The following is a 21,790-nucleotide window of genomic DNA, read 5'->3' as shown; positions in this document are numbered from 1 at the left end:
GGCTGACGCCCGAGCGGGCGGCGTTGGGGCGTATGGCATTCTCTGGGCGCTCGGTCGCCAGTGGAAATGCCGGTGTCTCGGCGCGTGCTGCGATCGCCCCTATTCGTTCCGTCGGTGCTCCTTGGCGGCGTGCTGACGGCGTTCTATGGACTCAGCGCCGTCACCAATGTGGCCGGGGGTGACTGGGGCCAATTCCAGACGTTTGGCTATATCGGCGGCATCCCGCACCCACCCGGCTATCCGCTGCTGACGGGCAGCATCAATGCCGCAATCCGGGTCGTACGGTTTGCCGAGCCGGCCCACGTGGCCAACGTCGTCAATGCGCTTTACGCCATCGCCGCGGGCGTGGGGCTGTTCGTGGCGACGGCGGTTCTCACTCGCTCACGGCTGGCTGGCCTGCTGGCCACGGTCGTCTTTACGACCGGCCACAGCGTCTGGGCGCAGGCGACACAGGCGGGGACGATGAGCCTGCAGACGCTGATCGTGGTCCTGCTCATCGGCGCGCTGATCGCGTACGACGATCGGCCGTCGGTGATGCGTCTGGCCGCCGTGGGATTCGTGACGGGACTGTCGTTCACCAATCACGGCGTCAGCGTTTTCATGCTGCCTGCCACGGTCGCATTCGTCGCCAGCCGGCGCTTTCCCGGCATCGCCCGTCCCCGGTCGCTGGCGACGGTTGCGGGCGCCGTGGCCGTTGGTTTGCTCCCGTGGCTCTACGTGTTGCGGGCATTGTTCGTGCCAATTCCCATGAGGTATCCCAGAAACATCGAGCGCCTCTCGGTCGAGGATTTCTTTCGCTTGGTTTTTGACCAGCCGCTCAAGCTTTTGGGCGAGGCTGAGGCGGTGAACACCCCCATCGGCGGCGGGTTCGTGACCTTCCTGGAGAATTGGCCTCTGCTGGCGAACGACATGATGCGCGAGCTGGGTTGGGGGTGGCTGGCGCTGGCGGCGGTGGGGTGGGCGGTGCTGGCCCGACAGCGCGCGCGCTTGGCCGGCTGGATTGCCTGGACCGGCCTGACGACGGTCTGGTTCATCTTGGCCTCGTACCCGTTCTTTGACAGCGCCCGGTACTTCGCGGTTGTCTATGTCCTGCTGGCGGTATGTCTCGCGGTGGCCGTCGGCTGGCTGCTGCGACGGGCTGAACCCACGGTGCGACGTTTCGCGCCGTCGTGGGCGCGGTATGCCGTGCTGGCGGCCGGAGTGGTGGTGGTGGTTGCCGCCGGCCTGCGGGTGCAGCAGCAGTTCACCGGAACGGCGCGCGACAACATCGTGCAGCTGCGTGAGGACGCCGCGGAGCAGGCGATGATCGGCATCGGCATCATGCGGGAGATGGCGCCCGACAGCATCTATCTGACGAACTGGACCTCGTCCTGGTATGCCCGCTACGCGGCTTTCCGCGAGGGCCACCGAGGCATTCGCATCCGAACGGCGGACTACTACACGATGGGCTTTGAGCAGGCGGCCGACATCCTGGCGAGCGGTCGGCGCCTCTATATCCAGCGCTCGACGCCGGAATACGAGGCCGCCTACACCGTGGAGCCGCGCTGGGGTGTGATCTACGAGGTGCTGCCGGCGGAGCCATCGAAATCCGGGGGCTGACACTCGACGTGAAGTTGGCGCCTGCGCATACTCGTTCGCGATAGCGCGGCGGACGAGAGGAACCGATGCATCCAGAGACGCCGCCGGAATTGCGCTCGGTGCGGCAGTGGACCGGGCGCTGGATCTGGGTCGAGGGCGAGCGCAAGCCGTTTCACTTCTTCCTCTACGCGCGGCGCTCGTTCGACCTCGCGGAGGCGCCCGCGATGGCGCGGCTGCGCATCACCGCGTCGGACCGCTATGCGCTTTGGGTCAACGGGACGTACATCGCTCGCGGCCCAGCGCGCAGCGACCCGCGCCGCAAGAGCTATGACATCCACGATGTCGCGGCGCACCTGCGGTCCGGCGCCAACACCATCGCCGTGCGGGCCTATCACTACGCCACGCCTCGCGAAGGTGACGGTTGGGCGAGCTGGAGCGGCAACGCCTATGGCGTGGGCGAGCGCGCGGGCCTTTGGGCGCAGCTGGAAACCGAAAACGAGGACGGCTCGACCGCGACGTTAGGCACCGACGCTGCCTGGCGGGTGCGTCCGGCGAGGGCCTGGGACCGGACGATCAAGGTCATCCACTCGCTGGTGGGTCCGCCTGAGGTCTATGACGCGGCCGCCGACCCGCCCGACTGGATGCAGCCGGAGTTCGACGACGGCGACTGGGACGCGGCGTGGGAAGTCCCGGCCCGCGACTACGACTGGGTGCTGCTGGAGGCCCGGGAAACGGCGCTGCTGGACGAGCGTGAGGTGTTTCCGGCGCGCGCGGCGGCCACGGGCGAGGTGATCGAGGAGAGCCGCGGGGCCGTCCGCGACCTTCCCGACCGCCTGGTGCAGGAGGTGCACTTTCCGCTGGAGCACGCGGTCATCGAGAACGCCGACGCCCTGATGGGGCCGGACGGCGTGACAGAGATGCGGGGCGTGTTCGCGCGCGGACACGGCATCCGGTCGCCGTTCATAGTGCTGGACTTCGGGCGACAGCTCTTCGGGTTCCCCCGCGTGCGGCTGACGGCGTCCGCCGGGGCCATCGTGGACATGACCTACGGGCAGCAGATCATCGACAACCGCATCCCGCCCGGCGCGCCCTACGGCGACCGCTACCTGGCCCGCGAGGGGCGGCAGGTGTGGGAGCCGGCGGAATACAAGCAGTTCCGCTATCTGCACCTGTGCGTGCGCAGCAACTACCACCCGGTGCACATCGAGTCGGTCTCGGTGGACGAATACGTGTATCCGGCGGAGCGGCGCGGCGCATTCGAGTGCGCCGACCCGCTGCTCGGCGCGCTGTGGACCGCCTGCGCCGATACGGCCTACCTCAACTTCGAGGACACGCTGGTGCACGAAGGTTTCCGCGAGCGGGCGATCTTCAACACCGGCGACGGCAGCCACGTGATGCACATGTGCTTCGCGGCCTACGGCGATCTGACGCTCACCGACCGCTTCATGCGGCTGGTGCCGCTGAGCAATCGCGGCGACGGGATGCTGCAGATGGTCTATCCGCCGGAGAACCCGCAGCGCTACGTGGTGGCCAACTTCCTGTTCCAGTGGAGCATGCGCGTGCGGGAGCACTACCTGCACACCGGGCGGCGCTGGGTGCTGGAGGAGCTGTACCGCAGCGTGCCGCCCCAGATCGACTGGTACGAGCCGCACCGCGACGCCGACGGCCTGTTGCGCAACGTGCCGCTGCAAAACACGCTGGACTGGACGGCCAACGACCTGCGCGGCGCCAGCTTCATCACCAACGCGCTGTACGTGGGCGGGTTGGAGGACGCCGCCTGGCTGGCCAATCGAGTGGGCGTGCCGCGCGACGCCGATCGCTGGCGACGGATCGCCGCCGACGTGCGCGAGACGTTGCGCCGCCGGTTCTGGGACGAGGATCGCGGGTTGTTTTGGGACAGCGACCGGGCCACGGGTCCGGACGGCGTCTACAGCGACATCTCCAATGCCTACGCCATCCTCTACGGCATCGCGCCGCCGGAGCGAGTGGAGGCGGTGGCGCGCGCGATCGTGGAGCAATACGACGACCTGGTGCAGGCCACGCCGCTGTTCTTCGGCTACGTGGCCGACGCGATTTTGGGCGCGGGGCTGATCGACGAGGGGCTCGAACTCATCAAGAGGCGGTATCGACCCATGCTGGAGTCCACCGACAACCCCATGATCTGGGAGCTGTGGGACCCGTTCACCGGCGGCCACCGCATCGTCGAGGATTCGGACTACGACCAGCGCCACGACGAGAACCTCGTGCGGCCGATGTCGACGCGCAGCCTGGCGCACACCGGCGGCATCCTGGTGGGCTACGTGCTTTCGACGCGGGTGCTGGGGGTCGCGCCGACGGGGCCGGGATTCACAACGTGTCGAATCGCCCCGCGGCCCGGATCACTGCCGCGGGTGGAAGGCGCGTTCCCTACGCCCCACGGCGACATCGGCGTGCGCTGGCGGCGCGCGGCGGACGGGCAGGCGTTCGAGGTCGACGTGCCACGGGGGATTGAAGCCGAAATCGTGCTCGAGCGCGCCGGCGATCGACGCGAGACGCTGGCTTACCGGGGGGTCGAAACTGCGCTGGACGATGCGGAGGCCGTGGCCGCCGCCGGCTTCGTGGTCACCGAGACCGATCTGCGGACGACCGTGCGCACTGGGACGCACGCGTTCGAGTTGCGAGCGATGGGGAACACGCCGGCGTGACCGCACGGCACTTCGGGCGACTACTCCCGGTCGCGCTGCTGATGGCGGTGTGCACGTTCGCCCTCACAGGCTGCATCCGCGTCGAGTTGAGCTTCACCGTGGAGGAGGACGGCTCCGGAGTGGTCGACATGGTGGTGGCGGTCGACGAATCCTTGCTCGCGGCTGCTGACGAATCCCCGGAAGACATGCTCGGGGATGTCGACGACCTGCCGCCGGGCGCGGTCGTCGATGCGTACCGCGAGGACGGATTCGTCGGGCAGCGCATGCGCGTGCCTGTTGCCGACATGGAGCTGGCCGCGGAGTCGCTGGGCAGTGCAGACGACCTGACCGATGCCGCTGACTTCGGGTTCGTGCGCGAGAGCGACGGCTGGCGCTTCACGATGGACCTCCCGCCGCTGGGTGAGGAACTGGCCGGCGAGAACGGAGACTTCGCCGCCGGCATGACGGCCGCGATCGTCAATACCGCCGAATTCCGGGTGCGCGTCTCGTTGCCCGGTGAGATTACGGAGCACAACGCCGATCGAATCGAGAACGGCGCACTGGTGTGGGAACTCGATTTCCTAGACACGGAGGCGCGCACGCTCAGCGCCCGCAGCCAGACGACAGGCGTCGGGCCGGTCGTCGTGGTCGTCGTGGGCGGGGCGGCGGCTGCCGCTGTGGTGCTGGCCGCTCTGGCAGCGCGCTCGGCCGTTCGCGCCAGACGACGGGCGTAGGCTGCGGACCGGCACGCACGCGTTCGAGTTGCGAGCGGCGGACTAGCTCCGGTACGCCGCCGTGTGGTGGCGGATGTCGTAGCGGCCGGGGTAGCGCACGGGCAGGTCGCCGGACTCGATCATCCGGATCAGCGGCGAGGCCATGGTCTTGAGCGGCAGGCGCACGAGGCCGCGGATGCGGGCCGACTCGTAGATGGCCATGAGGGCTTCCTGGGTCTTGATGGCGAGGTGGGCGTCGCCGCGATGCTCGTCGACCTCGCCCGCGGCCCAGGCTGCCAGCGCATCGGTTTCGCGTAGGCGGGCGTCGTCGTAGTAGTCGGCGTCGCCGGGGATGTCGCGCGTACGTCCGCCGCGGCCCACGATGCGCACGGCGTAGTCGGCGCCGCGGCCGTCCTGGGAGACGATCACCAGGCCGTCGGTACCCACGATGAGGTGGGTGTGAGCCTCCAGACCCGGCGCGTCCGGCGTCTCGCTTTCCAGCGCCAGCCGCATGCCGCCGGCCAAGCCGACGACCGCGGCGGCCATTTCCTCGCTGGGCCAGCCGCGCTCCCAGCGGTCCGTCTCACGCTGGACGTTGCCCAGCACCCATTCGATGTCGGGCTCTCCCAGCATGAAGAGCATGCGGTCGAGGGCGTGGGTGAGGTGATTGGTGATGCCGCCGACGGTGCAGCCGACGCGGGCGAAGACGGGGGCGCCGATGTCGCCGGCGGCCACTGCGTCGCGCGCCTGCTCGAAGGCCCGCAGCCAGCGGCCCTGATGCCCGATGGCGAGCTTCACGCCGTTCCTGTCGCAGGTCTCCAGCATGGCGCGCGCCTCGCCCAGATTGCCGGCCATGGCCTTCTCGCACAGGATGGCCGTGGGCTTGTAGCGGCTAGCGGCGAGGATCGTGAGCGGGGCGTGGGTGGCCTGCGGCGTGGCGATGCTGAGCACCTCGGGGCGTTGCTCGCGCAGCATGGTCTCGAAGTCGGTGTAGCGGGCCTCCACGTCGTGCGCGTCGGCCAGCGCGTGGCAGCGCGACTCGATGGCGTCGCAGATCGCCACCAGTTCGGCGCGCTCGCTGGCGGCGTAGCCGGCGGCGTGCGTGCGTCCGATGCGGGCGCCGACGACGGCGGCGCGCAGCGGTCGGTCGTTGGTAGATGCGCCGGACACGGCTCAGACCTCCAACGGGGGGTAGAGCCCGGCATGGCGGATGTCGTAGGCGCCCGGATAACGAACCGTCAGTTGGCCGTCCTCGATCATGGCCTCGAGCGGGGAGCGGCGGGTCGAGAGCGGCAGGGTGACGCGTGAGCGGGTGCGCGCGGACTCGTAGATGGCCATGAGGGCCTCGTGCGACGGCTTGGTGCGCGCGATGGACTGCACGTGCTCCGGGCCGCCGTCGAGCCAGGTGGCCAGCTTGTCGACCTGGGCGGGCCAGGGATCGACCTCGGGGAACTCCGTCGACGCGAGATCCATCTCACCGTGGGCGGACGACGTCAGATGCAGGTCGAAGGCCTCGCGGCCGTGCGCCTGGTGGGCTCTGACGCGCAGCACGCCCTCGTCGCCCGCCAGCACGAAGCCCCAGTTGCCGATGGTGGGGTTGGCGCCGATGTCCACGTCGAGCACCAGGCGCGTGCCGCCCTCGAACGCGACGACGCCCCCGCAGAGGTCCTCGACGGGCAGGGCGCGCTCGTAGCGGTCGGTTTCGCGCTGTACCTGGCCCACGGCCCACTCGACCGCCGGATCGCCCAGCATGAATCGGACCAGGTCGACGACGTGGGAGCCCTGGTTCAGCAGACCGCCTTCCTGCGCGCTCACGGTGCAGGCGAGGGGCCGGCCGATGGCGCCCTCGGCAATGAGACGGCGCGCATGGGCGAACTGCGGGAGCTGCCGTCGCATGTGGCTGATGACGAGCTTGACGCCGTGCTCGTCGCAGGCCGCGATCATGGCCTCGACGCCGCCCATGTCGGGCGCCATGGGCTTCTCGCAAATGATGGCCTTGGGGCGGGCCTCGGCGGCGGCGATCACCATGGGCGCGTGGAACTGGCAGGGAGTGGCGACGCTGACGATGTCGAGCGTCTCGTGCTCCAGCATGGCCTCGAGGCTGGTGTAGCGGTGCGGCACGTCGAAGTCGCGGCCGACCTCGTCCAGCAGCGCGGCGTCGAGGTCGGCGATGGCGACGAGCTCGGTGGCGGCGCTGCCGGTATAGGCGCCGGCGTGCCGCTTGCCGACGCCGAGCCCCACGATGCCGGCGCGATACATCGTCATCGCCTCTGGTGAAGCCGCCGTCCGGCGGTCATGGGCCGCGGCCGCAGGGTAGCGCAGTGGGCCCGGTGGCTCCCCGGTGGTGAGTGAGTGTGTCGCCTTCGGCGTGCGGTCGGGGAAGCGCTCGCCGAATCACCCTCACCCCAGCCCTCTCTCATCGAGGGAGAGGGGGCCGGACGGCGGCGAGGCGGCGGGGCATCGCCGGTCGGGGACGCTTCGTCGTTGCGTCACGCGCGGGGTCGGCGGCGCGCTGGGAGGACGAGTGGGCGCCGCGCAGCGTGAGGGTGAGCGTGTTTCGGGGGCTGGGATGCCGGGGACCGCTGCTATCCTGCCTCGGGGCGCTAGGTTTGGCGCACGTCGGGCGGTCCCTGATCTCAAGCAGCGGCGCGCCTTCGCCTGTCGGGCGGCCCCGAGGCTTCCAGCACGTGGCGAACCCATACCCATCGCCGGGCGCTCGGCGCCCGCGCACCGCCGCCGGCCGCTGTTCGCGGCGCGCCATCTTGCGCGCCCTGCCGCTGGCCGTGGCGGCCGGGATTACGGGATGCGATCTAGGTCCGGCGGACGCGGAACTGCCGCCGTTGACTCCGCTCCCGGTCGAATTCGTCAGCGTGCCGCGGTATACGCCAACGCCGAGCCCGACGCCGTCCGCGCCCACGACCCTCGCCGCGGCCGAAGCCACGCCGCTCCCGGCCGGCACGACGGTCCGTTTCGCCGGCTGGGGCACTTCGACCGAGCAGGACGCGCTGCGCCAGGTGCTGGCGGCCTTCGAGCAGGCCCAGCCCGAGGTCGATCTCGACGTGCGGCTGGACAACACGCTGGCGGGCGAGGGCATGCGAGCCGGGCTGGTCGACGGCATCGACGCGGACGTGGTCCGGGTGGCGGCGGACGACGTGTTCGACCTGACGGCCGGCGGCTATTTGGCGCCACTGGACGAGCTCGTGGCGCGCGACGTGGACCTGGAGGACCTTGTGCCGGCTGCGATCGAGGCGCGGACCGGACCGGGTGGGGAGATAACCGCCCTCAGCATCGGCGCGGCCTACCTTGGCGTGTTTTACAACGAGGCCCACCTGGCGCTGGCCGGGGTCGAGCCGCCGTCGAGCTGGGAGGACGCGTGGTCGATCGCCGAGTTCGAATTCGCGGCGCGACGACTCACGGCGGCGGATGAAGACCGCGTGGATCGCTATGGCCTCGCCGCCGTGCCATGGGTGACGCGCGCCGCGATGGCCGGGGCGGCGGGACTTGGCGGGGCGGACGCATTCTTTGCCCCCGATCAGACCCGATCCACGATGCAGTCGGCCGTGCACGCGCGCACCCTGGGACGCATGGCGCGCTGGCGGAGCCAGTCACAGATCGAGCTTGGAATCGAGGAGCGCTTTGGGACGCCGTTTAACGGCGGTCAGGTGGCGTTGTACATCGACGCCAGCGACTTCGCGCCGCTGGTGCGGCCGACGATCCCGTGGGGCGTGGCGCCGCTGCCCGCGTGGACGGACGAATCCCCGGTGACGGAAGGGGTGGAGATTTGCCTTGGCGTCAATGGCGCCAGCGAAGACCTCGAGCCGGCCTGGCGGCTGGCCCAGTTCTTTCTGGAGCCCGAGGCTCAGCGGGCGCTGGCGCGCACCGACGCCGCCGTCCCGTTTCGCCGCTCGGTGCTGCGCGAGCCGGCCTTTCGCGACCCCAACCGACCGCCCGCGGACCGCACCGCGTGGAGCGGCGCTACCGCGCATGACATGCAGACGCCCTCGAATCCTGGATCGAAGGCCTGGCACGTGCTGACCGGAGCACCGATCGAAGCCGTCCGGCGCGGTGAAACCGAGGCCGACGCGTATCTCGAACAGGCGGACCAGCTCATCACCCGCCAGCTGGAGGCGCACGAGTGGTCGGTGGCGAAGGATGTTCCGGGCTATCGCCGGCCCCCCTCGCTGGGCAACGTGATGCTGCGCGAGTTCGACGAACGGCGGGAGCAGGAGCGGCGCGGCGGCGGGGCTCCCTAGGTCGAGGCGAGGTCAGCCGGCCTCGCAAAACGGCAGACCAAGCTCGGCAACATCACTGTCCGGCACCTCGCGCAACCCCGTGGGCACGCACCCGGTGAATTGGTTGCTTCCGCCGAGATAGAGCCCTCGCAGATTGGTCAGGTGGCCCAACGCGGGCGGAATCTCCCCGTCCAGCCGGTTCCCGTCGAGATACAGCCCTTGCAAGTTTGTCAGGCGGCCCAGCTCGGCTGGGATCGTTCCAACCAGTTGGTTGTCCCAGAGCGACAGCTGCACCAGGTTGGCGAGGCGGCCCAGATCGGCCGGGATCGATCCACTCAGTTGGTTGCCGGCGAGCGAAAGGCCTCCGAGGTTCGTGAGGGTGCCGAGCTCGGCGGGGATCGGGCCGGATAGCCGGTTCAGGTCGAGATACAACGATTCCAAGTTGGCGAGACCACCCAGTGCGGGTGGAATCTCCCCATGCAGCTGGTTCCCGGTGAGAAAAAGCCCCCCCAGGTTCGTGAGGTTGCCCAACTCGGCGGGGATGTGACCGCCCAACTGGTTGTCGTTGAGGCCCAGCACTTCCAGACTGGCGAGACCGCCCAGCGTGGCCGGAATAGTCCCGCGCAGGTGGTTGCCACCGAGAATCAACACGCGGAGGTTGGTGAAGCCCGGGAGTTCGGGTAGAAGTTCCCCATGCAGCTGATCGCTCAGGTGGCCAAGTTCCGGCGGGATCGCGCCTCGCAGTTGGTTGTCGCTGAGATCCAAGACTTCGAGGTTGGCGAGGCGGCCGAGGTCGGGCGGGATGGTTCCGGTCAACTGGTTCTGGTTGAGTTCGAGCGCCTGCAACTTGGTGAGGCGGCTCAGCTCCGGCGGGATGCTTCCCGCGAGTCCGATTTGCTGGAGCCGCACACCCGTGACCCGGCCGGCGTCGTCGGTGGTGACCCCGTGCCATTCGCCGAGGGGCGCGTCGGTGAGCCAGTTGGCGCTGGTGGTCCACCTTGGTCCATCGGTGGCGTGGTAGAGGGCGACGAGAGCGGCCGTGTCGGCGGCGATTGCGACCTCGACGCAGAACAGAAGGCCGGTGTGGCGGAGGTCGCTGTTTGGCAAGAGCCGCAGCTCGTCGGGGATGCATCCGCCAAAGCGGTTGCCGCCACGGAGATTCAGTTCGTTGAGATGGTCAAGTCGACCCAATGCGGCCGGAATCCTTCCCCTCAACAGGTTCTGTCGGAGCGACAGATAGGTCAGCTTGGCGAGGTGCCCCAACTGAATCGGGATCGCCCCGGTCAGTTGGTTGTGCGCCAGCCACAGGACCTCCAGGTTGGCCAGGCGCCCCAACTCGCGCGGGATCGGCCCCTGGAGCTGGTTGGATCCGAGCCGCAGATCTCTCAGATTGGCGAGGCGGCCCAGGTCGGGCGGAATGGCCCCGCGCAGTTGGTTCTTCGATAGCTCCAGAATCTCCAGATGCGCGAGGTCGCCCAACTCGGGCGGCAGTTCGCCCGATAGCTCGTTGCTTTGGAGGCGAAGGGCGGTTACCTGGCCGTCGGAGCTCGTGGTTACGCCGTGCCATTCGCCGATGGGAGCCTCGCCGAGCCAGTGGCGGCTGTTGGTCCAACTTGGACCGTTGGCGGCGTGGTAGAACGCGATCAGCGCGGCCCGATCCTCGGCGCTTTCGCTGATCCCACACGGCCACAGCTCGAGATCTTGAAAATCGTTAGTTTCGATCGCGCGCACCGCGTTGGGTATGCACCCGGTGAATTGGTTGCCGCCGCTGAGCCGCACGAAGCTCAGATTGGGAATGCGGCCCAACTCGGAAGGGATAGGCCCATGCAGCTGGTTCCCGTCGAGACTCAGCCATTCCAATCTGGCGAGGTTGCCCAGCTGGGGCGGGATGGTTCCCTGCAGCCGGTTGTTGCTGAGCTTCAGGGTTTCTAGCTGGGTGAGACCACCCAGCGCGGCTGGAATTGGACCCTGTAACTGGTTCTGATCAAGCGACAGCCACTCCAGCTTGGTGAGTCGACCCAATTGGCGTGGAATCTGTCCGGTGAGTTGGTTGTCACCAAGCCCAAGCCTCGTCAGGTTGGCTAGGTGCCCAAGCTCCGACGGAATCTGTCCTGTAAGGCGATTCATATCGATAGAGAGGAGACGCAACCGGGAGAGGCCTCCCAATTCGGCTGGAATCTCCCCAGAGAGCCGGTTGTTTACGAGGTCCAGCAATTCAAGTTTGGAGAGATTCCCCAGCTCGGGCGGGATGTTTCCGGCAAGCTGGTTGGACCCGAGCCAGAGCAAGACCAGGTTGGCGAGACCTCCCAGGTGGGGTGGAATGGCTTCGCTCAGCTGGTTGCTCTGGAGGGCCAGCGTCACGAGACCTGTCAAGCCGCCGAGTTCCGGCGGGATCGCCCCACTCAGGCGGTTTTCTGCAAGCGAGAAATCCGTCAGCTTGGTGAGTTGACCCAGCTCGGCGGGGATGACGCCACTGAGCTGGTTGCGACTGAGGGAAAGGGTTCGCAGCTCGGTGAGATTCCCCAACTCCGGCGGAATCGTTCCAAGAAACTGGTTGCCGAAAAGATCCAACTCTCGGAGATTGGCGAGGAGGCCAAGTTCGGGCCGGATGCGGCCATGCAGGTTGTTTTGGGAGAGGCGCAGCACTCGCATATTGGAGAGATCGCCCAGCGCGGGAGGCAATTCGCCGCGCAATCCGTTCTCGGGCAGGTCCAAGGCGGTGACGCGGCCGGCGTGATCCGCGGTGACGCCGTGCCAAAGGCGGAGCGGCGCCTCGGTCAACCAGTTGGTTCGGTTGGTCCAATTCGGCCCGTCCGTCGCCCGGTAGAGCGCGACCAGGACGGCCCGGTCGTCAGAAGTTGCGATCGCCTCACAGAACGGCAACCCGAGGTCGGCGACGTCGCTTTCCGGAACGTCGCGCAGCGCCGCCGGGATACACCCCGTGAGTTGGTTGCCGCCGCCGAGCTCGAGCGCTTCAAGGTTGACGAGGTCGCCCAACTCGGCTGGTATCGCTCCGCTTAGCTGATTGCCGTCGAGCAGCAGCGACCGCAGGTGGAAGAGGTTGCCCAGCTCGGGCGGAATCGCTCCACGCAATTGGTTCGTACTGAAGGACAGAAACTCCAAGTAGGTCAGGCTGCCGAGGGCGGACGGAATCGCACCGCTCAGCCGGTTTTCACTTAGCCACAGTGTTCTCAGGCTAGAGAGCTCGCCCAATTCCGCTGGTATGGCGCCACTCAATTGGTTCGCGCCGAGCCAGAGCACGGACAGTCTGTGCAGGCTGCCGAGCGTGGGCGGAATCGGTCCGTGCAGCTGGTTGCCGACGAGCACCAGCCATTCCAAGTTCGAGAGGCGGCCAAGCTCGGGCGGTATTTCCCCGCTGAGCTGGTTTCCCCCGAGATCCAAGAACGTGAGGTTGGAGAGGTTGCCGAGCTCGGGTGGGATGCCGCCACTCAACTCGTTGCTTCCCAGCCGCAGCACGCGCAGCTTGGCGAGGCGGCCCAGCCCAGGCGGGATCTCACCCTGCAACAGGTTGTCTCCAAGCCGCACCACTTCCAGATCGGCAAGGTGTTCGAACTGGGGCGGGATCGGGCCCTCGAGTCGGTTGCCCCCCAGAGGTGCAGTTCTCGCAGTTTCGAGAGGCGGCCCAATTCAGGCGAGATCGCCCCACGCAATCGGTTGCCCCGAAGCGATAGCAGAACGAGCTGGTCAAGGCGACCCATCGCCGGGGGGATCGGCCCCGTCAACTCGTTCTCGTGCAGGCGGAGTTCGGTGACGCGACCGGCGGCGTCGGTGATGACGCCCTGCCACTCGCCCACGGGCGCGTCGGTCAACCAGTTGAAGCTGCCCGCCCAGTTCGGCCCATCGGTGGCGTGGTAGAGCGCGACCAGCGCGGCGCGGTCGGCGGCGATCGGATCGCAAAACGACAGCCCGGTCCAGTCGAGGTCACTGTGGGGCACGTCGGCCAACGAGGAGGGGATGCATCCGGTGAGCTGGTTGCCAGCAGCCAGCCGTAGCTCCTGCAGCTTGGGAAGGTTGCCCAACTCCGTTGGGATCGGCCCTTGCAACTGGTTGTCGTGCAGCGTCAACCGTTCCAGATTGAGGAGACGCCCGAGTTCGGCTGGGATCTCGCCACTCAGCTGGTTGCCGTGCAGCCGCAGCTCAGCCAGCTTGGCGAGCTCGCCAAGCTCGGGTGGGATCGGCCCGCTGAGTTGGTTGCCGGACAGGCCCAGCCAAAACAGCTCGTCAAGACGAGCCATCGCGGCCGGAACCTCGCCGTCGAGCTGGTTGCCCCTGAGATCCAACACGCTCAGCTTTGTCAATTCCCCGAACTCGGGAGGGATCGGCCCGCTGAGCTGATTGCCGGATAGGCTCAGCCAGGACAGGTTGGCGAGATTGAACAGTGCCGCTGGGAGCGCGCCGCTGAGCTGGTTGTTGCCAAGGCCCAACGCCCCCAGATTTGCGAGCTCGCCCAGGGCGGACGGGATTGAGCCGCTGAACTGGTTGCCGGCCAGGCGCAGCGACTCCAGGCTCTCGAGGCGAGCCAGGACGGCTGGAATTTCGCCGTGGAGCTGGTTGCCCCTCAGATCCAACCCGCGCAGGCGAGCGAGATTGCCAATCACGGCAGGAAGCCTGCCGGTCAACTGATTGTGGCTGAGATTTAGCTCCCGCAGGTCGGCGAGGTTCCCGAGTGCGTCGGGAATCTCGCCCCGCAGGTGGTTGTCGGCCAGCGACAACGCTTGCAGATTGGAGAGATTGCCAAGCTCCGGCGGCAATTCTCCGCGCAACCCGTTCTCGGGCAGGTCCAATGCGGTGACGCGACCGGAGGCATCCGTGGTGACGCTGTGCCATTCGCCGACGGGCGCGTTGCTCAACCAGTTTGTGCTGTTGGTCCAGTTCGGTCCGTCGGTGGCGTGGTAAAGCGCGACGAGGGCCTGCCGATCCGCCTCTGGGGGTTCGACCGGGCCGGGATCGGCATCGCCACAGAACGGTAGCTCAAGCCAGGCGAGATCGCTCTGCGGCACGTCTTCCAACGACGCGGGGATGCAGCCGGTGAGCTGGTTGCCTCCGGCAAGCCACAGCGCCTGCAGATTGGAGAGATTGCCCAGCTCGGGCGGTATAGGCCCCTGTAATTGGTTGCCGGAGAGGATCAGCTGCTCCAGGTTGTTGAGCCCGGCCAGTTCAGGCGGTATTGCGCCCTGCAGTTGGTTGTCGTTGAGATACAGCGATTGCAGACGGAACAGGCTGCCGAGCTCGGGCGGGATCTCTCCCTGCAGTTGGTTTCCTGACAGCCAGAGCGACTCGAGGTTGGCGAGCCGGCCCAACTCAACCGGGAGCTGCCCGCTCAATTCGTTGTTCGTGAAGTCCAACCACACCAAGCTGGCAATGTTTCCCAGTTCGGGTGGTATGGGTCCGCTGAGCTCGTTTCCACGCAGTCCGAGCGACGTCAGGTTGACAAGTCGGCCAAGCTGGGGCGGGATCTGACCGCGGAGGTGATTCCCGCTGAGGATCAACCGCTCCAGGTTGGTGAGGCGGCCCAGCCTGGCCGGGACCTCTCCGCGCAGGCCGTTCTCACCGAGCCACAGGGCGACAACGCGGCCGCTCTCGTCGGTGTTGACGCCGTGCCACTTGTCGAGGGATGCCTCGCTGAGCCATCCGCTGTTGTTGATCCAATTCGGTCCATCGGTGAGCCGAAAGAGCGCGACCAGGGCGGCCCGGTCCGTGGCAACTGAGGGCGTCACCGCGGCATCGGGATCGGCGGCGCAGAACGGCAGGCCGAGCTCGTCGAGATCGTTGATCACGACATCTCCCAATTCGGCCGGGATGCAGCCGGTGAATTGGTCGTTGCCGCCGAGTTGCAGCACTTCCAGGTTGGCGAGGCGCCCCAACTCACGCGGGATCGACCCGGTGAGCCGGTTTTGGTGCACTTGGAGCTCGCGCAGGTGCTCCAAGTGCCCCAATTCAGCGGGGATCGCGCTGGTCAACTGGTTGTGGTCGAGGAAGAGTCGGCGCAGGTTGGCAAGGCGACCCAGCTCGGGCGGGATCGCGCCGCTCAGCTGATTCTCCGAGAGCGCAATCGTTTCCAACTCGGAGAGGCTGCCGAGCTCGGGCGGTATGGCGCCGGTCAATCGGTTGGCATCGAGCCGAAGGACGCGCAGGTTGGTGAGGCGGCCCAGCTCCGCCGGTATCCCGCCGCTCAATTGGTTCGCCGATAGGCTCAGCCCTTGGAGGTTCGCGAGGCGTCCGAGGTCGGGCGGAATCTCACCAGTCAATTGGTTGTCCCGGAGTGATAGCTGGCTCAGATTGGAGAGGTTGCCGAGCTCGGCGGGGATCGGCCCGCTCAGCTGGTTGCCGCCGAGACCCAAGAGGGTCAGTTTGGCCAGGCGCCCCAACTCGGGCGGCAGCTCCCAGCTGAGCTGGTTGTTGTTGAGCCACAGCTGCTGCAGGCTGGCCAGGCGTCCCAACTCGCGTGGCAGCGCTCCGCGCAATTGGTTCCCACTGAGGTCCGCCACGCGCAGGTTGGCGAGACTGCCGAGCGCGGGCGGGAATTCACCGTCCAACCCGTTCTCAGGCAGGCGCAGCTCCGTGACCCGCCCCGCGTCGTCCGTGGTGACCGCGTGCCATTCGCCGAGTGGCGCGTCGCTCAGCCAGTTGGTGCTGTTGATCCAATTCGGCCCGTCGGTCGCGTCGTAGAGCGCGACCAGCGCATCCCGATCAGTTGCCGTCGTCTGGGCTGATGCCGAAGTCGGCGCTCGTCCCGTCGCGGCGAACGCGACGACAAGCAGGAGCGTCAACGCGACGGCACGAATGGTCACTTGCGCTGCCTCCCACGGAGGCGGTGTGCTGGGAATTCATCAGTGCTTGGGCCGCGGCAAGCATTGCCGAATGCCTGGCGACGGGGCAACCGCCGGCGGGGTGGCCGACGGCCGGCAGATGCACTGGGTCGCGGATAGACGCCGGGGCTTCCGCGGCGCGCGGTCGCCGGGCAAAGGGCTGCTGCACTTACCCGACCAGCCGAGGGAGCAGGAGCGTGTCGGCACGGCTCCGTAGGACGAGGCGTCAACTGCCGCCGCAGAACGGCAGCCCAAGCTCGGCAAGGTCATTGTTCTCGACATCCTGCAACCGCTCGGGGATGCAGCCGGTGAGTTGGTTGCTGCCGCCGAGCCATAGCGATTCCAGGTTGGAGAATCGTCCGAAGGCAGGCGGGATTTCCCCGCGAAACTGGTTATTCGAGAGCCCAAGCCATTCCAGCGTCGCGAGACTGCCCAACGCCGGCGGGATCGTGCCGCTCAGTTGATTGTCACTGAGATTCAACACCTTCAGGTTGTGGAGGCGGTCCAGCCCAAGCGGCATAGAGCCGTTGAATTGGTTGCCCGCCAGGAGCAGTGACCGCAGATTGGCGAGGTGGGACAGCGCGGCTGGAATCTCACCGCCAAGCTGGTTGTTGGTGAGGTCCAACACGTGCAGTTGGTGAAGTTCGCCCAGAGCGGACGGGATCGAACCGCTGAGCTGGTTGCCGGCCAGGCTCAGCCAGTCCAGGGTGGCGAGTCGGGTCAGCGCGGTTGGGAACTCGCCGGAGAGCTCGTTGTTGCTGAGATCCAGCGAGCGCAGCTTGGCGAGCTCGCCCAGAGCGGACGGAATTGCCCCGCCGAGCTGATTGCCGGCCAGGCTCAGCCAGAAGAGGTTGCCAAGGTTGCCGACCTCGGGTGGGATCGTTCCGCTGAACTGGTTGTGTGCCAGATCCAGCCTGTCCAGGTTGGCGAGGCGGCTCAACTCGGCCGGAATCTCGCCGCTGAATTGGTTATGGCTGAGGTCCAATTCCCGCAAGTCTGTGAGGCTCAGCAGCGCGGCTCGAAACGTGCCGTGCAGCTGGTTGTGGTCGAGCCATAGCCCTTGCAGTTGGGAGAGATTCCCTAGTTCGGGAGGGATCGTTCCCTGAAACTGGTTGCTCGCAAGAGTCAATGAACGCAGCTGGGAGAGGTTGCCCAGCTCCGGGGGAATTGCTCCGCTCAACTGGTTCCTCGCAAGACTCAACGCCTGCAGCCGGCCAAGACGGCCGAGGTCCGGGGGGATCGGTCCGTTGAGTTGATTGGCGCTCAGGACCAGCTGGCGGAGGTTGGCAAGGTTGCCCAGCTGGGGCGGGATCTCGCCCTGCAACTGGTTGAGGTCGAGCCACAGCTCTTCCAACTGAAGGAGGTCTCCCAGCGCGGCGGGGATTTCGCCCCGCAGCTGGTTTCCTTGAAGCTGGAGCACACGCAGGTTGTCAAAGTTGCCCAACTCGGGCGGGATCTCACCCTGCAGCTGGTTATTGTCGAGCCACAGCTCCTGCAACAGGATCAGGTTGCTCAGTGCGGCGGGAATCTCGCCATCAAGCTGATTGGCTCGGAGCTCGAGCACGCGCAGCTTGGCAAGGTTGCCCACTTCCGGCGGAAGCTCCCCCCGCAACCCGTTGTTGAAGAGCCTCAACTCGATGGCCCGGCCGCTCGCGTCGGTCACAACGCCGTGCCACTGGCCGAGCGGCGCGTCGCTCAGCCAGTTGGTGTTGAACTCCCACGTCGGGCCCCCGGTGGCGTGGTAGAACGCGACCAGCGCGGCTCGGTCGATCGCGACGGCGGATGAGGGCGTGGCGGTGGGCGTGGGCGCGGTGGGCGTGACGGCTATTCGAGTTGGTGCTGGCGAGGCGTCCGGAATTGCGCCCCTGGGCTGGGCACGTACCGGGGCGGCTGTCGGGGCCGGGTCGCGACTCGCTGTCGTTGGCGCTGGATCCGTGGTCGCGGGGGCCTCGCCGGCGGCATCGCACGTGGCCGCTCCGAGTGCGAGCGCAACCAGCAACACCACGGACGTGCGCCGCGCCTGAGCAAGGACTCTTACGGGTCCGCCTCCTGGGGGCGCATGGCCTCGGCTGCCTGACACTCCTACGTGATACTACGCGCGGTCCGGTGGAATCGTTCCCTGTCCGCGGAACCTTTGGGGCGACTTTGTTTCGGCGACAGCTTGACCCGGTCTACACCCGCGTTCGCTCAATGGTGACGGCGGCTTCGGCGAGGATGGAGCCGGCGATGGCGACGCTGGGCTTGGCGATGCGCACGCGCCTCAGAAGGGATCCGGCTCAGCTGGCGCGGCAAAATGGCAGCCCAAGCTCATCGAGGTCGGAGTTGCGCACCGCTCGCAACGGCTCGGGAATGCACCCGCTTAGCTGGTTGCCACGAAGCCATAGCTGCTCCAACCTGGAGAGATTGCCCAATTCGGCGGGGATTTCTCCACGCAGCTGGTTCGCCGACAAGTGCAACTCTGCCAGTTGATCGAGGCGGCCCAACTCGGCCGGGATCACCCCATCGAGCTGGTTGTTCCGGAGACCGAGGAAGGTCAGATTCGAGAGGAGACTCAACTCGAGCGGGATCGTTCCGCTCAAGTGGTTCTCACTGAGCGACAACTCTTCCAGTTTGGTGAGCGCCCCTAGTTCAGACGGGATCGCACCGCGCAACTGATTGTCATGGAGTTGCACCATTCTCAGATCGGCGAGGCGGCCCAGCTCGGGTGGGATCGGACCCGTCAGCCGGTTCTCGCTTAGCGACAGCTCCTGCAAGTTGGAAAGACTGCCAAGTTCGGGCGGAATCTCGCCAACTAGCTGGTTGCCCCAGATGTAAAGCCCCGACAGGCTGGCGAGGCGGCCCAGTTCGGGCGGGATCTCTCCGCGCAATTCGTTGCCGCCGAGCGATAAGATCCGCAGGCTCCCGAGGCGGCTCAGTTCGGGCGGGACCCTTCCCGTAATCCGGTTCTGATGAAGCTCCAAGGTCTCCAGACTGGTGAGGCGGCTCAGTTGGGGCGGGATGATTCCCGTGAGACCGTTGTGATAGAGGAGCAGCGCTAAAACTTGGCCGTTGGGGTCAGTGGCGACGCCGTGCCATTCACTGATCGGCGCGTCGCTCAGCCAGTTGGCGCTGTTCTTCCAGTTCTCGCCGCCGGTCGCCTGGTAGAGCGCCACCAGTGCGGCCCTATCGGTCTGGACTTCCCGAACGCTGCAGAACGGGAGCCCGAGGCCGGCAAGGTCGCTGTGACGGACACTTCGCAGCACTGCGGGAATGCATCCCGTGAGATGATTGCCACCAAGCCAAAGCACTCCGAGGTTGGCGAGCGTTCCCACGTCAGCCGGGATTGGCCCACGCAACTCGTTGTCCCAGAGCCCCAGCCACTCCAGTCGGGAAAGGCTGCCCAACGCGGGTGGGATTTCGCCACTCAACTGGTTTAAGCTGAGATCCAAGCTCTCCAGATTTGCGAGGCGGCCGAGTTGGGGCGGAATCTCACCGCGCAACTGGTTCTGGTTCAGGTCCAGCCATCTCAACTGGGCGAGGTTCCCCAGTTCGGACGGAACCGCTCCACCTAGTTGGTTTCCGTAAAGGGACAGTACGACTAGCCGAGTGAGGCTTCCGAGCTCGGCTGGGATTGACCCGCGCAATTGGTTCCCATTGAGCACCAGCACTTCCAGCCGGTCGAGGCGCTCGACTTCGGGCGAAATCTCGCCGGCCAATTGGTTGCCATGGAGACGCAGCTCCGTGACCCGGCCGGAGGAGTCGGTGACAACGCCGTGCCATTCACCGACGGGGGAGCCGCTCAACCATCCGGTAGCGGTCCTCCAGTTCGGCCCACCCGTCGCGTCGTAAAGGGCAACCAGCGCAGATCGATCAGCGGCGCGGGCGCTTGCGGGCGCCGCGGGCAGCGCTGGGCCTATTGCCGCAAGTGGCGTGCGGCCATTGGCATCGCAATACGGAAGACGAAGCGCGCCGAGATCGCCAACAGCCGCAGCGCCAAACTCCTCGGGTATGCATCCGGTGAGGTGGTTGCCGCCACCCAGCACCAGCACTTCCAGCTTGGAGAGGCTTCTCAGCTCGGGTGGGATAGTCCCACCCAAGTGGTTGTCATTGAGCATCAGCCATGTCAACCGGGAAAGAAGTCCCAATTCCGGTGGGATAGTCCCCGTCAGGCGGTTCTCCTGGAGGAACAGTTGTTCGAGGGTGAGAAGTCTTCCGAGCGTGGGTGGGATCTCGCCGCTGAGTTGATTCGTCCCGAGCGCCAGCCGTTGTAGCCCGGAGAGATGGCCCAACTCTGGCGGAATTTCACCACGCAATTGGTTATGACCGAGCGCCAACCATGTCAGGCTGGAGAGATTCCCCAGTTCGGGCGGGATCGTTCCCCGTAGCTGATTACCCTCGACTACCAAGTGCTTCAGGTTTGTCAGACGGCCCAGTTCCGGTGGAATCTCCCCTCCGAGCTCGTTATCCGTGAGCCACAGCTCCTCTAGGTTGGCGAGGCGGCCAACCTCCGGCGGGATCGTCCCGCGCAGTTGGTTTTCATGGAGCTCCAGCTTCGTGACCCGGCCACGGTGATCTGTGGTGACGCCGTGCCACGTCCCGAGTGGGGCCTCGCTCAACCAGTTGCTGTTGATCCACCAGTTCGGTCCATCGGTCGCGTTGTAAAGCGCAACCAGTGCGGCCCGGTCAGGCGTGGGCGTGGGGACGGGAGTCGGCGTTCGTGTGAAATGCCGATGCACCTCGGCCTGGGCAGGCGTGGGGGTGGGCGTCGCAGCGCTCGTAGGTGTTGGTGTGGCTGCGGGCGTCTGGGTCGGTGCTGCGGTGGCCTGATCGCGGGAAGGTGTCGGCGGGGACGCCGGGCCTGTGGGCGGCGCTCCATCCGCTGTCGTGGGCGGCTCCCTCGGGGCATCGCACGTGGCCGCCGCGAGCGCGAGAAGGAGTGCGAGCGCCACCAGGAGAACGACGGAGGTGCGCCGCGCCAGACTCCGGACTCTCACGGAACCGCCTCCCGCGCGCTCACGGCGTCGGCTGCCGGACACTTCTACGGGATACTACGCGTCGCTTGGGCGATTCGTTCCCTGTCGGCGGACCTCTCTGGGTGATTTCGTGTCTGCGACGACCTGACGCGGCCTACGCCCGCGCGCGGTCGATGGTGACGGCGGCTTCGGCGAGGATGGAGCCGGCGATGGCGACGCTGGGCTTGGCGATGCGCACGCGCACGCGCGTCACGCGGGGGAACTCGGCCAGCACTCGCGCGGCGATGGTTTCGCCGAGCGATTCCAGCAGATTGCGCGGCGGGCCCTGCATCACGTCCTGGGCGACGGCGTAAAGCTCGCTGTAGTTCACGGTGTCGCTCACGCCGTCGGACTGGCCGGCGGTGCGCAGGTCGGCGTGGACGTCCACGTCGACGACGAACCGTTGCCCCAAGGTGCGCTCCTCGGCACGGGCGCCGTGGTAGGCGAAGAAGATCATGCCCTTGAGGCTGATGACGTCGGCGCTCATGGATTCTCGCCTTCGGAGACCCTTGCATTCATGGTCGACAGCCCACGCCCCGAATCACCCTCACCCTAACCCTCTCCCATCAAGGGAGAGGGGACCGGACCCGCCCGACGCCAGGCATCCGGCGCGCCTCCAGATTCGGCCGGACTGGATTCCGGCTTCCGCCGGAATGACGGAGGGGCTACGCAAGGGTCTCATCAAGGGAGAGGGGACCGGACCCGCCCGACGCCAGGCATCCGGCGCGCCTCCAGATTCGGCCGGACTGGATTCCGGCTTCCGCCGGAATGACGGAGGGGCTA

Annotated in this window: 12 protein-coding genes; 5 read left to right on the top strand and 7 right to left on the bottom strand. The window is 67.0% G+C overall.

The window, feature by feature from the left end; all coding sequences use genetic code 11:
- The first annotated feature begins 84 nt into the window (after positions 1–84).
- The 3 genes from OXG33_03795 to OXG33_03785 all read left to right on the top strand — a co-directional run bounded on the left by OXG33_03795 (position 85) and on the right by OXG33_03785 (position 4,975).
- The gene (locus OXG33_03795; GenBank protein ID MCY4113050.1) at positions 85–1,599 is read left to right on the top strand and encodes a DUF2723 domain-containing protein; all 1,515 of its coding nucleotides are present in this window, start codon (positions 85–87) and stop codon (positions 1,597–1,599) included.
- A gap of 65 nt (positions 1,600–1,664) precedes the next feature.
- Positions 1,665–4,262, top strand: a complete 2,598-nt coding sequence (locus OXG33_03790) for an alpha-L-rhamnosidase N-terminal domain-containing protein (protein MCY4113049.1) — start codon at positions 1,665–1,667, stop codon at positions 4,260–4,262.
- A complete protein-coding gene (locus OXG33_03785) occupies positions 4,259–4,975 on the top strand; it encodes a hypothetical protein (GenBank protein ID MCY4113048.1) in 717 nt (238 codons plus the stop codon). The genes OXG33_03790 and OXG33_03785 overlap by 4 nt, the downstream gene beginning before the upstream one ends.
- A 42-nt stretch (positions 4,976–5,017) precedes the next feature.
- Here OXG33_03785 and OXG33_03780 read toward each other — a convergent pair whose 3' ends face one another.
- Complete coding sequence (locus OXG33_03780) at positions 5,018–6,124, bottom strand: Gfo/Idh/MocA family oxidoreductase (protein ID MCY4113047.1); 1,107 nt, start codon at positions 6,122–6,124, stop codon at positions 5,018–5,020.
- Between the two features lie 3 nt (positions 6,125–6,127).
- Positions 6,128–7,213, bottom strand: coding sequence for a Gfo/Idh/MocA family oxidoreductase (locus tag OXG33_03775; protein MCY4113046.1), 1,086 nt, complete (start codon positions 7,211–7,213; stop codon positions 6,128–6,130).
- 428 nt (positions 7,214–7,641) lie between these two features.
- Between OXG33_03775 and OXG33_03770 the strand changes: the two genes are divergently transcribed.
- The gene (locus OXG33_03770) at positions 7,642–9,207 is read left to right on the top strand and encodes an extracellular solute-binding protein (protein ID MCY4113045.1); all 1,566 of its coding nucleotides are present in this window, start codon (positions 7,642–7,644) and stop codon (positions 9,205–9,207) included.
- A 12-nt stretch (positions 9,208–9,219) separates the two neighbouring features.
- On the opposite strand, the gene OXG33_03765 is transcribed toward OXG33_03770, so the two are convergent.
- Together OXG33_03765 and OXG33_03760 are read right to left on the bottom strand one after the other, a co-directional pair.
- Positions 9,220–12,732, bottom strand: a complete 3,513-nt coding sequence (locus OXG33_03765) for a hypothetical protein (protein MCY4113044.1) — start codon at positions 12,730–12,732, stop codon at positions 9,220–9,222.
- Positions 12,636–15,998 (bottom strand): hypothetical protein, encoded by a 3,363-nt coding sequence (locus OXG33_03760; protein MCY4113043.1) that lies wholly within the window; start codon positions 15,996–15,998, stop codon positions 12,636–12,638. Before OXG33_03760 ends, OXG33_03765 begins: the two co-directional genes overlap by 97 nt.
- A gap of 70 nt (positions 15,999–16,068) precedes the next feature.
- On the opposite strand from OXG33_03760, the gene OXG33_03755 reads away from it, so the two are divergent.
- Positions 16,069–16,233: a hypothetical protein gene (locus OXG33_03755; protein MCY4113042.1), complete on the top strand. Its 165-nt coding sequence runs from the start codon at positions 16,069–16,071 to the stop codon at positions 16,231–16,233.
- 9 nt (positions 16,234–16,242) lie between these two features.
- Here OXG33_03755 and OXG33_03750 read toward each other — a convergent pair whose 3' ends face one another.
- The 3 genes from OXG33_03750 to folB form a co-directional block, all read right to left on the bottom strand.
- Positions 16,243–18,018, bottom strand: a complete 1,776-nt coding sequence (locus tag OXG33_03750; protein MCY4113041.1) for a hypothetical protein — start codon at positions 18,016–18,018, stop codon at positions 16,243–16,245.
- A 274-nt stretch (positions 18,019–18,292) separates the two neighbouring features.
- Positions 18,293–20,731, bottom strand: coding sequence for a hypothetical protein (locus OXG33_03745; GenBank protein ID MCY4113040.1), 2,439 nt, complete (start codon positions 20,729–20,731; stop codon positions 18,293–18,295).
- A gap of 391 nt (positions 20,732–21,122) precedes the next feature.
- A complete protein-coding gene (folB, locus tag OXG33_03740; protein ID MCY4113039.1) occupies positions 21,123–21,494 on the bottom strand; it encodes a dihydroneopterin aldolase in 372 nt (123 codons plus the stop codon).
- Between the last annotated feature and the right edge of the window lie 296 nt (positions 21,495–21,790).

It is taken from the genome of Chloroflexota bacterium (genome assembly GCA_026708035.1).
In the GTDB taxonomy this organism is placed as follows: Bacteria; Chloroflexota; UBA11872; order UBA11872; family UBA11872; genus JAJECS01.
This window is presented reverse-complemented; position numbering and strand designations above follow the sequence as displayed.

What these genes read in the sequence shown, in the direction of transcription:
- OXG33_03755 (MCY4113042.1), top strand. Translation starts at nt 16,069, where the DNA reads ATGCCTGGCGACGGGGCAACCGCCGGCGGGGTGGCCGACGGCCGGCAG.
- OXG33_03775 (MCY4113046.1), bottom strand. Translation starts at nt 7,213, where the DNA reads ATGTATCGCGCCGGCATCGTGGGGCTCGGCGTCGGCAAGCGGCACGCC.
- OXG33_03790 (MCY4113049.1), top strand. Translation starts at nt 1,665, where the DNA reads ATGCATCCAGAGACGCCGCCGGAATTGCGCTCGGTGCGGCAGTGGACC.
- folB (MCY4113039.1), bottom strand. Translation starts at nt 21,494, where the DNA reads ATGAGCGCCGACGTCATCAGCCTCAAGGGCATGATCTTCTTCGCCTAC.